This is a genomic window from Paenibacillus sp. FSL H7-0326 (genome assembly GCF_001955535.1).
In the GTDB taxonomy this organism is placed as follows: Bacteria; Bacillota; Bacilli; order Paenibacillales; family Paenibacillaceae; genus Paenibacillus; species Paenibacillus shunpengii.
This window is the reverse complement of the sequence record NZ_MPVN01000002.1, coordinates 57,304-70,855: the sequence shown is the minus strand read 5'-3', so window position 1 is coordinate 70,855 and position 13,552 is coordinate 57,304. Positions and strand designations below refer to the sequence as shown.

At 44.3% G+C, this 13,552-nt stretch carries 13 protein-coding genes; all 13 read left to right on the top strand.

Annotated elements, in window-relative coordinates:
- Nucleotides 1-46: 46 nt before the first annotated feature.
- On the top strand, nt 47-313 hold the full coding sequence (locus tag BK126_RS10955) for a hypothetical protein (protein WP_256209669.1): 267 nt from the start codon (nt 47-49) through the stop codon (nt 311-313).
- A 197-nt stretch (nt 314-510) separates the two neighbouring features.
- A complete protein-coding gene (locus BK126_RS10950; protein WP_076312711.1) occupies nt 511-1,317 on the top strand; it encodes an MBL fold metallo-hydrolase in 807 nt (268 codons plus the stop codon).
- 258 nt (nt 1,318-1,575) lie between these two features.
- Nucleotides 1,576-2,589 (top strand): aldose 1-epimerase, encoded by a 1,014-nt coding sequence (locus tag BK126_RS10945; RefSeq protein ID WP_076312710.1) that lies wholly within the window; start codon nt 1,576-1,578, stop codon nt 2,587-2,589.
- 63 nt (nt 2,590-2,652) lie between these two features.
- The gene (fumC, locus tag BK126_RS10940; RefSeq protein ID WP_047910561.1) at nt 2,653-4,041 is read left to right on the top strand and encodes a class II fumarate hydratase; all 1,389 of its coding nucleotides are present in this window, start codon (nt 2,653-2,655) and stop codon (nt 4,039-4,041) included.
- Nucleotides 4,042-4,438: 397 nt separating this feature from the next.
- Nucleotides 4,439-5,926, top strand: coding sequence for a nickel ABC transporter substrate-binding protein (nikA, locus tag BK126_RS10935; protein ID WP_371264540.1), 1,488 nt, complete (start codon nt 4,439-4,441; stop codon nt 5,924-5,926).
- Entirely contained in the window at nt 5,927-6,871 is a 945-nt protein-coding gene (nikB, locus tag BK126_RS10930) for a nickel ABC transporter permease (RefSeq protein WP_076312709.1), read from the top strand.
- On the top strand, nt 6,871-7,716 hold the full coding sequence (gene nikC, locus BK126_RS10925; RefSeq protein ID WP_076312708.1) for a nickel transporter permease: 846 nt from the start codon (nt 6,871-6,873) through the stop codon (nt 7,714-7,716). The genes nikB and nikC overlap by 1 nt, the downstream gene beginning before the upstream one ends.
- A 1-nt stretch (nt 7,717) precedes the next feature.
- Nucleotides 7,718-8,512: an ABC transporter ATP-binding protein gene (locus BK126_RS10920; RefSeq protein ID WP_076312707.1), complete on the top strand. Its 795-nt coding sequence runs from the start codon at nt 7,718-7,720 to the stop codon at nt 8,510-8,512.
- Complete coding sequence (locus tag BK126_RS10915; RefSeq protein ID WP_076312706.1) at nt 8,509-9,270, top strand: ABC transporter ATP-binding protein; 762 nt, start codon at nt 8,509-8,511, stop codon at nt 9,268-9,270. Before BK126_RS10920 ends, BK126_RS10915 begins: the two co-directional genes overlap by 4 nt.
- A gap of 88 nt (nt 9,271-9,358) precedes the next feature.
- Nucleotides 9,359-10,561, top strand: coding sequence for a staphylopine family metallophore export MFS transporter CntE (gene cntE, locus BK126_RS10910; RefSeq protein ID WP_076312705.1), 1,203 nt, complete (start codon nt 9,359-9,361; stop codon nt 10,559-10,561).
- Between the two features lie 185 nt (nt 10,562-10,746).
- Nucleotides 10,747-11,172: a DMT family transporter gene (locus tag BK126_RS10905; protein WP_076312704.1), complete on the top strand. Its 426-nt coding sequence runs from the start codon at nt 10,747-10,749 to the stop codon at nt 11,170-11,172.
- A gap of 23 nt (nt 11,173-11,195) precedes the next feature.
- Nucleotides 11,196-11,666 (top strand): DMT family transporter, encoded by a 471-nt coding sequence (locus tag BK126_RS10900; RefSeq protein WP_076312703.1) that lies wholly within the window; start codon nt 11,196-11,198, stop codon nt 11,664-11,666.
- Nucleotides 11,667-11,858: 192 nt separating this feature from the next.
- A complete protein-coding gene (locus tag BK126_RS10895) occupies nt 11,859-13,466 on the top strand; it encodes a PucR family transcriptional regulator (RefSeq protein ID WP_076312702.1) in 1,608 nt (535 codons plus the stop codon).
- Nucleotides 13,467-13,552 lie beyond the last annotated feature (86 nt).

Genomic DNA, 13,552 nt, shown 5'->3' with positions numbered 1-13,552 from the left:
AACCAGCTGCATTAAAAAATAGCTGTCTAATAAGGAGAGAAGAAAAGTGAGTTACAAAGTAATCAGAGCCTCTATGGGTAAGAATGAGGATAACGAATGGCTGGGCAGTACGGTATTTACGATGGATGAGAGTCCGGTGGAATATGAGATTTCATTCTACAGCAAGAAAGGAAAGGACTGGGATTACAGTCTTCATTTTGCCGGAGAGCCTGGAGAAGAAGAGGAATTTCTGAAGCTGGATGCCAGAATTGAAGAAGACGATGATCTGTTCGACGATTTGCTGGATGCGGCAATTGATACCATTCCGGAGTAAAGGAACGATAGAGACGGTTTGTAAGTTTAAGTCTTGGACCGTTAATACTTGGTCTATTCCTATGACATGCTGACTATATTTAATAAGGTGAGTTCTCTGCTGTTTGACCATGCATACCGGACTAAGGCTCGGGGTACTCTATAATCTGGTTACATAAAGGAGCGCATTCCAATATATTTATGGGAGGTATCCGTCATATGGAGTCTGACAATCTGATTACTGAGGGCAAGACGGCACTGGAAGAGGCTGCACCCGATATATTGAGTTTGCGCACGTTATTTGTCAATGTCTTGTTTGTAGGCATGCCTGGTACTAGACATTGGGTACTGATCGATACAGGACTTGCAGGCTTTGCGAGCGATATTATCCATATTGCTGAAGAAAGGTTTAAAGGACCACCGGCGGCAATCATTTTGACGCATGGACATTTTGACCATGTAGGCAATGTTATAGAACTGGTACAGCATTGGGGATCGCCTGTGTATGCCCATCCAATGGAGCTGCCCTATCTGACTGGAGTAAGCGATTATCCTCCTGCGGACCCGTCAGCGAGCGGAGGGCTTCTTGCCAAGCTGTCTTTTGCATATCCGAATGAAGCGATTCATTTGGACGATCGGGTAGCTGAGCTGCCTGCAGATCATTCTATACCTGGAGCCCCGGATTGGCGCTGGGTTCATACACCGGGACATTCACCGGGGCATGTTTCGTTGTTTCGAGACGCAGATCACGCGCTGATAGCAGGGGATGCGGTGATTACCGTGCAGCAAGAATCTCTATGGCATGTATTATTTCAGGATAAAGAGCTGAACGGACCTCCTGCATACTTCACAACAGACTGGAAGCTGGCTAAACGTTCTGTTGAGAGCTTAAACCAATTACAGCCGGAACTGCTGATTACGGGTCATGGGCATGTAATGAGAGGCTCCCAAATGACTGAGCAGTTCGAAAGACTGGCTCGTAATTTTGAGATTCAGGCTGTCCCTAGGCATGGGAAATATGTGTAACAGATATTGCTGAGTAACTGATCAATTTAAATCATTGGAAGATATATCTAAGGAAGATTGCAGTCTCGACTGATGTAGAGCTGCAATCTTTTTTTCGTGTGTCTAAAGGCGCTCCTTACCTGTGCTGGATAGAATTTTTTTGAATAACATGGTATATTCGTTCAGTAGGTAAGTCATTTTCATATAAAAAAATGGATTCACGGTACTAGTTCAATACTAGATATGAAAGCGCTACATAATAGGAGGAATGATGAGAGAATGGCATTAGAACAAATTTATTCTGCAACAGAAGGTGTGTACGGCGGTCTTGCCGCGATCAAGCTGAAGCACGGTGCTTATGAAGCTGCGCTCATTCCAGAGATCGGGGGCAATCTTGTCTCTTTTCGAGATGTAGAGCGTAATCACCAGTATCTCAGAGAGCCTGGGGAAGACAACGTTGAAGAATTGAAGGCGAACCCAGGTATTTATGGTATCCCTGTACTGTTCCCGCCGAATCGATATGAAGATGGTAAATTTCCATGGAACGGCGAGGTTTATCAGCTTCCTGTAAATGAAGAAGCAACGGGCAACCATCTGCATGGATTTTTACACTACATCCCTTGGAATGTGGTCAGTTATGGTGCAAATGATCAGGAGAGCTATGTCACAGTTGAACAAGTGGTTCGAGAAGGTCATGAGTATTATCAATACCTCCCGTTTGAATATACGATTCGTTTACGCTATACATTGAGTGCAGCAGGTCTGCAGCAGCAGATCACGATACAAAATGAAGGTCAGACATCCATGCCGAATCTTCTTGCCTTCCATACCGCCATTAATGCACCGTTTGAACCGAATAGCACGGCTGCGGATTATGTAGCCAAAGCGACGATTGGACAACGGGTAGAGCTGAATGAACGCAATCTTCCAACGGGCAATACACAGCCTCTGACAAATGATGAAGTGCTGCTGAAGACGGAAGGAGTGAGCCCTTATTTTGCTTCGATGGACAACCATTACACTGCAGAGCCGCAGAACGGTCGCAATTACATGGAGCTGACGAATACGAAATCCGGAACCAAGCTTGTGTATGATGTAGGCACATCTTATAAGCACTGGATGATCTGGAACAACAATGCATGTGAGCAGTTCTTCTGTCCGGAACCTCAGATGAATTTGGTCAATGCGCCGAATGTATCAGGACGATCCTCCGAGGAGATTGGTCTTGTTGCCCTTGAACCTGGAGACATCTTTGAGGAGACAAGCCGTCTGTATATCGTGAATCCAAAGTAACGCCGAATCTATATGCCAAGATGATAAAACATCCTATCTCATATACCTAAGGAGGAGTTGCAAGTGGAATATCGCATCGAGAAAGACACATTGGGTGAAATGAAGGTGCCTGCTGACCGCTTATGGGGTGCACAAACGCAGCGCAGCAAGGAGAACTTCCCGATCGGGCAAGAGAAAATGCCAATTGAAGTGATTCGAGCTTTTGCGATACTGAAAAAAAGCGCAGCCGAGAGCAACTTGAAGCTCGGAAAATTGTCCGAGGACAAAGCAGCTGCCATCCGCTATGCAGCTGACGAAATTCTTGCAGGACGTATTGATGATCATTTCCCACTGGTTGTATGGCAGACCGGAAGCGGTACACAATCCAACATGAACACGAATGAGGTTATTGCCAATCTCGGGAATAAATGGCTTGCTGAGCAAGGCAAGGAAGAGCGACTTCATCCGAATGATCATGTAAATATGTCTCAGAGCTCTAACGATACGTTCCCAACAGCGCTGCATGTCGCGGGTGTACTGGCAGTTGAGGATCAGCTCCTTCCTGCGATCTCCGTGCTGAAAGAAACATTCCGCAAGAAATCAGAGGAGTTCCAGGATATTATCAAGATTGGCCGTACTCACTTGCAGGATGCAACTCCAATTACATTAGGACAAGAAATAAGCGGCTGGGAAGCGATGCTGGCCAAGAGTGAGCGAATGATCAAGACGAGTGTAGAATCCATGAAAGAGCTCGCTATCGGCGGAACGGCTGTTGGAACGGGAATCAATGCGCATCCTAAATTCGGTGAAATGACTGCTGCCGAAATTAGCAGTATAACGGGTAAAGATTTCGTATCGGCTCCAAACAAATTCCATGCGCTGACAAGTCATGACGAAGTCGTTTACACTCATGGGGCAGTCAAGGCACTAGCAGCCGATCTAATGAAGATTGCTAATGATGTACGCTGGCTTGCGAGTGGTCCGCGCAGTGGACTTGGTGAGATCACCATCCCTGAGAATGAGCCGGGCAGCTCCATCATGCCAGGTAAAGTAAACCCGACACAGAGCGAAGCGCTGACTATGGTTGTAACTCAAGTCATGGGGAATGATGCGGCAATCGGTTTTGCTGCAAGCCAAGGAAATTTTGAACTGAACGTATTTAAGCCGGTCATTATCTATAACTTCTTGCAGTCTGTCCAATTGCTAGCGGACTCCATTATTGCATTCAACGACAAGTGTGCAATCGGGATTGAACCGAACCGTTCGCAGATTGAACACAATCTGAATAACTCACTGATGCTGGTGACCGCGCTTAATCCACATATTGGATATGAGAACGCGGCAAGCATTGCCAAGCTGGCGCATAAGAAAGGCCTCTCCTTAAAGGAAGCAGCTCTGGAAACAGGACTGCTCACAGAAGAGCAATTCGAGGAGTATGTGGTTCCAGCCAAAATGATTGCACCAAAAGCATAATCATATGATCGATTCTAAGCCAGAGCATAGTTCTCTGGCTTTTTTTGTGTGGGAAAGAAGAGGTAGATAAGTTAATAGCAAATTAAGAAAATAGTAATTGACAAATCGTAAGGATTACGATAAATTAATTTTTGTTATTCGTAAAACTTACGGAATGATAGCTTATAAAGCATTACAGACACTGGTGAGTTATTATTTCTTGTCAGTTTCTTTTAAAAATACATAACGCATGGTCTGATTAATAGAATGATAGACAATAAGCGTGCTGTTGCTCTCAATTAAAATACTGGTGCTCAAAGGAGAACTACTCACTATGGAATCCAAATTGTATCATCCGATTTTAAAAAAACACAAAACTAATTTAAGAACTTACCTTCTTAAGGTAAGTATGTTGTTAATGAGTATTTTCTTAATTACTGCTTGTTCTTCTCCCTCAGAAAGCAGCAATGGAGAGAAACATCTCCATTTTCTATATAATTTTTCAACGAACTCGTTAGACCCTCATGTGGATTCGAGCTACGTTCCTTTAAGAGCGGGGATCACAGAAACTTTAGTACGTCTAGATGAAGATAATCTGACGGTTGCTCCCTGGCTGGCTGAAAGCTGGGAGGGCGAGGACGGACAGCATTGGACAATTAAGCTAAAGGAGAACATAAAGTTTCATAATGGAAATACAATGGATGCGGCAGCAGTGAAGGCTTCCCTTGAACGTGCACTGAATGAAAGTGTCGCTATACAAAATGCACTTAAAATAGACCGTATTGAAGCTAATGGATATACGTTAGAAATTACGACAAAGGAACCGTTTCCTGAATTTATCTCTGAACTTGTCAATCCTAATGTCTCCATTATTGATGTTACAGAGACAGATTTTATTAACAAGCCCATAGGAACCGGCCCGTTTGTATTAACATCCTTCGCACCTGGCAGTAAGCTTGAGCTTGAACGTTTTGATGATTATTGGGATGGTCCTTCTAAGCTGGATTCGGTTACGTTCTCGTTTAATGAGGATGCCAATGCCAGAACACTAGCTTTGAAATCCGGTCAGGTTGATGTCGTGTATCGCCCAGAGACCGAGAGCTTGGAGTCACTTCAGGCTCAAGGCGGAATAAAAGTGGAGTCTACTGCGACCTTTCGTGTTCATCAGATGACAATGAATATGGAGCGGGAGAGTCTGCAGGATATCCATGTGCGACGTGCCGTAGATGCCCTGATTAATCGCCAGAAGCTTGTTGATAGTATTCTGTTAGGACATGCAGAACCGGCCGTCGGTCCATTTTTACCATCGCTGCCATTTGCCCCAACTTATGAAGCGAGTGAATCAGGAGCCGAAATTGCGGCCCGGCATTTGAATAATGCTGGATATTCTCTAGTTGATGGCGTTATGCAAAAAGACGGTAAACCGCTTCAGTTTACCTTACTGACTTATAGTGCAAGAGCAGATTTGCCGCTGATTGCACAAGTTTTCCAATCGGATGCCAAACAGATAGGTATTGAGGTTGAGATTCGACAAATTGATGTTCCAGAGGACTACATGGCCTCTAACCGTGATTGGGATCTTGCAACATACAGCAATCTTACTGCCCCTCGCGGCGATGCTGGGTACTACTTAAATGCAACTTATCATCCAACAGGTGCACTTAACTTTAGCGGTACGGAGGAACCTGAATTGACAGCGATTATTGACGAGCTTAACCGAACTGTTAATCAAGAAGAGCGAGCAGCATTGGCAGAGCAGGCTGCCGACTACGTCCACGAAAATGTGATTAATTCGTTTGTACTGCATCCTTCGACGATCGTTGCCTACAACGAGGATAAAGTGAAAAATTGGGTGACGACTCGAAGTGAATACTACATGATTACAAATCAGTTGGATGTGAATTAAATGCTTCAAATCTTAGTTCGTAAATTTTCAGAGGTTCTATTCTTTATATTGTTCATTACATTTATCAGTTTTTTATTTATTCGGCTTGCACCTGGCGATCCGGTACTGACCATCCTTAATGTGGATGAATTGTCTGTTAGTCAGGAGCAGGTTGAGACTGTCCGAGAGGAAATGGGATTCAATGAACCGCTGCTTGTTCAATACGGACAATGGCTGCTCAATTTTATACAGCTTGATTTTGGAAACTCATATATAACGGGTCAACCTGTAATGGATGTCATTCTAACCGGCGTTCCTGCGACATTAGAGTTAGCTGCTGGAGCCTTGATCGTCATGCTGATAATAGCTGTTCCGCTGGGTTCTCTATCTGCACTGTACAGGAATAGCTGGATTGACCATATAAGCCGAACTCTCTCGATCCTGGGAGCGGCAGTGCCTAGTTTTTGGTTAGGCCTGATCTTGATTGAATGGTTTGGTGTGAATCTTCAATGGCTTCCGACTATGGGAAGAGACGGCTGGATCACTCTAATCCTACCGTCTCTTACGCTTGGTTTAGCGATCTCAAGTGTGTATGTACGTCTGCTTCGTTCCAGCTTGCTAGAGTCCCTCAGTCAGGAGTTTATACGTGCAGCAAGAGGTCGTGGAATGTCAGAGAAGAGAATATTTTTTGTTCATGCATTTCGTCACAGCCTTCCGCCAGTGATTACATTTTTCGGAGTCAGTCTCGGAAGTCTGATTGGCGGTGTCGTTGTCATTGAAGTATTATTCGCTTATCCAGGAATTGGGAAGCTTGTTGTGGATGCAATACGCCAGCGTGATTATCCCTTAATTCAAGGGTACATTTTGATTATGGCGGTTATTGTGTTTATCATTAATACATTTGTAGATATATCTTATCGTTATCTAAATCCTGAAATGAAGCTTAAAGAAAGGGAGACATACTAATGAAAGGCTTGACTCTACAATTGCCAAGATCTAAAAAGCGTATATGGCAAGGAGGAGCAGCAGTCTTGAGCATACTTCTTATCCTTCTTCTTACCATGTATGCATTCTTGTTCTTACGGCATGATCCTAACTTAACAAACTTAGATCAGCGGCTACAGGGAATGAGTCTACAGCATCCATTGGGTACGGATCAGCTGGGCAGGGATGTTCTTACACGCCTTTTACTGGGTGCTCAGCAAACGATAGGCTTCAGTCTTCTTGCATTAAGTGTATCCCTTTTGATCGGAATCCCATTTGGTCTTATTTCAGGCTATAAGCGTGGAATAGTCGACCGTATTTTTATGCGGGTAGCTGATGGATTTCTAGCATTGCCTGATACCATCGTGGCCATTGTGCTTAGTGGCTTACTTGGAGCAGGCATTAACAACCTTGTTCTTGCGATCGTGATGGTGAAATGGGTTAGTTATGCGCGTCTAGTAAGAAGTACAGTACTCTCCGAGTCTCAAAAAGATTATATTCTGATTGCAAAAACGAATGGGCTGTCTTCTGGGAAAATTATGCTTAAGCATCTGTTCCCTCACATTGTGGGACATGTTCTGGTTCTTGCCAGTCTGGACTTGGGAAAGATCATTTTACTTATCTCTGCCTTTTCTTATATTGGACTCGGTGCTCAGCCTCCTACTCCCGAATGGGGTGCTATGTTAAATGATTCACGTCCTTATTTCCAGTCTAAGCCAGAGCTTATGCTGTTTCCCGGACTATCAATTGTATTTGCTGTACTGCTGACCAATATGCTCGGCGATTATCTGCGCGATTATTTTGATGTTAAGAAAGAGGTGCGATAATATGCTATCGATTGATCAAGTATCAGTAAGCAGCAAAGAAAAGAAAATTGTCGATCATGTATCACTATCCATCCGTGAGGGAGAATGGTATGCATTAGTGGGGCAAAGTGGAAGTGGAAAAACGCTACTCTCCCAAGCTATCGGTCGAATGCTGCCAGCTAATTTGCAGGTACATGGGAATATTCGGTTTAATGAACAGGATCTCATGTCTTTGACAGCAAAAGAGATGAGATCTCTTCGGGGTAAGAAAATATCTTATATTTTTCAAGATTATCAAGGCTCCTTTACTCCGTTTAGAACCATCGGTCAGCACTTTGATGAGTACCAGAAGGTTCATGATATCTCAGATGCTTCAACTAGGCTAAACCAAGCTGTGGAGGCATTACATTCCGTTGGTTTAGAGGAATCGCTATTAAAAAGATACCCATTTCAATTAAGTGGAGGACAGCTTCAACGTGTATCCATTGCGACGGCACTTCTACTGTCACCTGATCTAATTATTGCAGACGAGATAACTACCGCACTTGACAGCATCTCAGGCCACAAGATACTTGAATTACTGGCAAGACGTCAAAAGGAAAGTGGCTTTGCCATCTTATTTATCACACATGATTGGCGTCATGTAAGACGTTATGCGAATCATCTAGCTGTGATGAAGGAAGGGCAAATCGTTGAAGCAGGTCAAAAGGACCAAATTCTTTCTAATCCACAGCATGAATATACCAAGGAACTCATTAAGGCAGCTCCAACACTTCAGCGCAGCGTTTTAAACATACGGAAGGGGGTCACTATATGAAGCTGCTTACTGTTAAACATTTAACTAAATCATATAAGGGACAAAAAACAGCAGTAGACAACCTTTCCTTGGAGCTGAATCAAGGGGAATGTTTAGGCCTGGTTGGGGAGAGTGGATGCGGTAAAAGTACACTTGCCCGATGTTTGCTTCGAATTGAACCGATCAGTGGAGGTTCTATATATTTTAAGGATCAAGCTATTGAGAATCTGAATGAACGCAAGCTGCAGCCCTTTCGTCAGAAGATGCAGATCGTTTTTCAAAACCCGTCGGCAGCCTTAAATCCAAAATTAAAAATAAAAGATTCACTAATCGATCCCTATGAGCAATACCATAAAAAGCTCCAACTCCAGCATTTTTCCTACACTTCAAAGGAAGCCTATGTTAAGCAGCTTCTGGAGGCGGTCGAATTACCCGAGAAGCTTGCCCATCAGTATCCGCACGAATTGAGCGGCGGACAACGTCAGCGCGTAACCATTGCACGTGCCATAAGCATCGAACCGGAGTTGATTGTATTAGATGAACCTACCGCAAGTCTTGATGTAATATCTCAAGGTGCGGTTCTTTCTTTATTGACAGAGCTTCGTCAGACCTTGAATCTCTCATATCTGTTCATCTCTCACGATTTAGCGGCTGTAGCACAAATGAGTCAGCGTATTATGGTGATGAGAGATGGAAAAATAGTAGATCAATTCAGCCTTGATCATTTGTTTTCAGACGAAAGACATGATTATACTAAAGAACTTATTTCAATTTTTTAAAAGAGGATGATATATCCTCATTAATAAGAAGCTTATATGAGGCCGCTGTTATAGTAGGCCTTTTATATATTAAGGAGGAAGACCAGCATTGAGTCAGCTTAAGCCTCTTTCTATATCCTTCATTCGTTTATATTTGTTAGCACTACTGTTTTTTGCCGCTAACTCCTTATTCACTATTATTTTGCCGCTGCAAAGTGAAGCCGAAGGCATCGGACAAGCGGAAATCGGTCTTATGATGGGGGCATATATGCTGACATGTATGTTTCTGCGTCCCTATGCTGGACAGCTGATGGGGAAATATGGACCCCTGACCGTGATGAGAGGCTTACTGCTTGTTCACGTTCTATGTCTCTTTTTATATACCCTCAGCGGAGTGGAAGGTTATATTTGGCTGCGTGCGCTGCAAGGAGCAGGAACGGCGTTCTTTTCCATGACGATGCAGACCGGCATTGTTGAAAGATTGGCAGATCAAGACCGCGCTCAGGGCATGTCCATGTACACGCTCTTCACGATGGTTCCCTCTCTATTTGTACCTATTGTGGCAATGGAGGTATGGGAGAGCGGTATGGGCTGGGTCTATACGCTGGTTGTGATCTCGATCGGAGCGCTCACCCTCTTGGTAGGCTTCAACGTACCACTTCCACAGGAGACAGAGCACAAGAAATCATATACCTTAACGGAAATGTTCAAATCGTTTGCAATGATGGGTAGGAGCAGGCCGCTTCTGATCAGCTCGATCGTTATGCTTCTAGGCTCTTGTATTTTTGGAGCGACGGCCACCTTTCTTCCGCTGTACATGGTGTCAAGTGGATCAGGCAGTGCAGGTCTGTATTTAATGATTCAAGGGATTGTCGTGGTTGGCTGCAGATTTGTGCTGCGCAAAAAAATTCCGTCCGATGGAAGCTGGAACACGGCTCTGATCTCTTCGATGCTTCTATGTGCCGCAGCAGGATCATTGCTGCTTGTGCTGATGGATTGGGTCGGAGGCTTTGTGTACATCTCTGCAGTATTTAACGGTATTGCGGTTGCACTGCTCTATCCAACACTGACAACATATCTGTCCTTTGTGCTCCCTGCCGAATCAAGATACGTACTGATGGGGTTGTTTATGTCCTCATATGATCTCGGATATTCTTTGGGCGGACTGCTCATGGGGATCGTTATACAGGCATTCTCATATCAAGTGATGTTTGTTGTTTGTACCATACTCGCACTCACTGCTGTGCTTGCAGTATGGGGGAGCAAGAAGCAAATGGAGAATACGCCGAAGAACACGTCCTTTAGCATTTAGAGAAGAGTGAATATATATAGGGTTCAAAGAAGACGGATAACGGTATCCTAGATACGATACGGCTATCCGTCTTTTTTTGTTTAGAGGACATATGTCCTTTTCGAATGCTTTATCGTGTTATTTAATAGAAACAGTCTTATTCCACAAAGTAAGCTACACGTAACGCAGAAAGGGGAACACAGCAAGTGAAAGGTATATTATATGCAGCATTGGGAGGGGCTTGTATTACATTGCAAGGAATCGCCAATGCAAAGATCAGCGCCGATTTAGGGACATGGCAGGCTGCGACCATTACACAGCTAACCGGATTTATCTTGGCTCTGTTTATTCTCATGCTGGTTCGCGATCGAAGCTGGAAAGAGCTGAAGAATGTGAAGCCGCTCTATATAACAGGTGGCGCCATGGGGGCCATTATCATTTTCAGCGAAGTTTCGGCTATTCAGCAGGTTGGGGTTACCTTGACCATATCAGCACTGCTGATTGCACAGCTCAGTCTTACGTATCTTATTGATACAAACGGGTGGTTTGGTGTTATAAAACGAAAAATAACGCTTCCCGGCTTAATAGGCATCGCAATGATGATATCGGGTGTTATCATATTAAAACTGTAAAACAGAAAGGAATATATATTATTATGGCACTTGGAATTATATTGGCGTTGGTTGCCGGTGCATTCGTAAGTCTGCAGGTCATCTTTAATAGCAAAATGAATGAGCACACCGGCTCTTGGTTGACTACAACCATAGTACTGGGTCTTGGAGCGGTAGCTGCCTTGACTGCCAGCCTTATTTTTGAGGGAGCGGATACGTTCCAGCTTCAGCATATGAAGCCATGGTACTGGTTCAGTGGTATGATTGGAGTAGCCGTTGTGTTTAGCCTGATGCAGGGCATCAAGCTGCTCGGTCCGACCTTCTCAACCTCGATCACACTCACCTCCCAGCTTGGCTTTGCCGTGCTGTTTGATTCCTTGGGACTGTTTGGACTGGACAAAATCGATTTATCAGTAAATAAAATGATCGGTGTTCTCATCATTGTAGGAGGAATCCTGGTGTTTAAATACGGTGAACGTCTGGGGGATAAGAAGAGGGGCAGAGCAGTAGAATAACAGTTCTGTAATCCTTGGAAATAAAATAAATATAGAACAGGAACGACTCTAGATGCGGATGAGGGTCGTTCTTTTTTTTGGAGAAAAATATTTTTTGTTGTATATTCCCAAACAGCATTTTGATGTTATAATAGTTAACAATACTCAGTTTAACATTACATAGGATGTTAGATATGAAAGAGGTGGGTTCCAATGCAGTTAACGGTAAAAGAAGCCTTATCCATATATCCGCTTTCGGAAGCGAAGCTTGTTGCAGGTGCTGAAGGGACCATGCGTACACTCAAGTCAGTGAATGTCATGGATGCACCTGATATTGCAGATTGGATCAAATCAGGCGAGTTGTTGTTCACTACCGCTTTTGTCATGAAGGATAGCGAGGATGATGCAGTTAAACTGCTGCGCAGGTTGAATGAACGAGGCTGTGCCGGACTCGGTGTGAAGCTGGGCAGATTCTGGCAGAACATACCTGCACAGATCATTGAGGAAGCGGACGCGCTTCAGCTGCCGCTGCTTGAACTGCCTTTTCAATTTACTTTTTCAGATCAGATGAATGCCTTGTTTAAGGCCGAATATGAACGAAATACACGAACGCTGGAGACGGTTGTAAACAAGCAAAAGCGACTCATGCAGTTTGCGCTTGAACAGGATCAGAAGAACGATGTTTTCTCTAAATTGGCTGCTGTTCTGAACTATCCCATTGCGGTGATCGGCTCCCGAGGGCATCTGCTGTATGTCAGCGAGGAAATGAGGGATACGAATATCCAGCAGGGCTGGCCCTTCAAAAATGTCATGCATCGTGTCAAATGGGATCACGGAAGCTGTTATCGTGTACCCGTGATGCAGAAGGATGAGGATTATGGATTTTTGTTGATTTATACAGATGGTGCATACGGACTTAAGGCTGAGGAGGAGTTGTTTCAGCAGGCGTCCGAGGTGCTCGCATTTTATATGGATATGACCTATCGGGAACACATTAACCCTACGGTTCAAGATGAAATTAGAGTGATCGTGAGGCAGTATCTGGATCGCAAGGTGGGCTGTGAGGAGCTGATGCGCAGGTCGGAGGGACTAGGAGTTCAATTGTTTCAGGATTCCGGGACGTATCAATGTGTGCTGACGACAATCGAGTCGGAGGGTTATGCAGAAGGGAAGCTGATCAAGCAGGTGCATCGGGAGCTTCAGTATAATCCGATGATGCAGCTGACTGCATCGCACCATATTCAGATGGATCAAGGGATTCTGTCCATCTACGCATGTCCGGCTGACAAGGATTACGGTGAAGAGCTCTCGCGATTCCTGACTTCGCGATTTGAGGATTTGATCGGAGGAAGGAAGGCAGGGGGCACTGGACCAAGATTCTGGATCAGTAAGATGAAGCATGAACCCAAATCACTGCGTGAAGCATTCCAGGAGTGCCTGGATACACGGGCCATCGCTAGCCGGTTCGGAATGAAGGATACAGCGCTGCAATTTGAGATGCTGGAATTCGCCTATGTGTTTCAGCATGTTCCTGAATCCATCATGGAAAATTATTGCAACAAAGTGCTTGAACCTCTCCTAGTGAAGGATGGAGATCCGACACAGGTGCTGATGAACACGCTTGAAGCGTTTATCGAAAATGATGGACTGATTAATGAGGCTGCCAAACAGCTCTTTGTGCACCGTAACACAGTGACTTACCGAATGGATAAGATAAGCAGTCTGCTGCAAATGGATTTCAAAAAATCGAATGATCTGCTTAAGCTCAAGCTTGTTTTCACTTTCCGCAAATTTCTTCAGGATCAAGGCGTGCATAAGTAGTTGTTGTGAAAATGTAACAATTAATACGTGCATGAGACACAAAGGAAATGGCTTGCGTTATTTTATATAACAAATCGACGTGATTT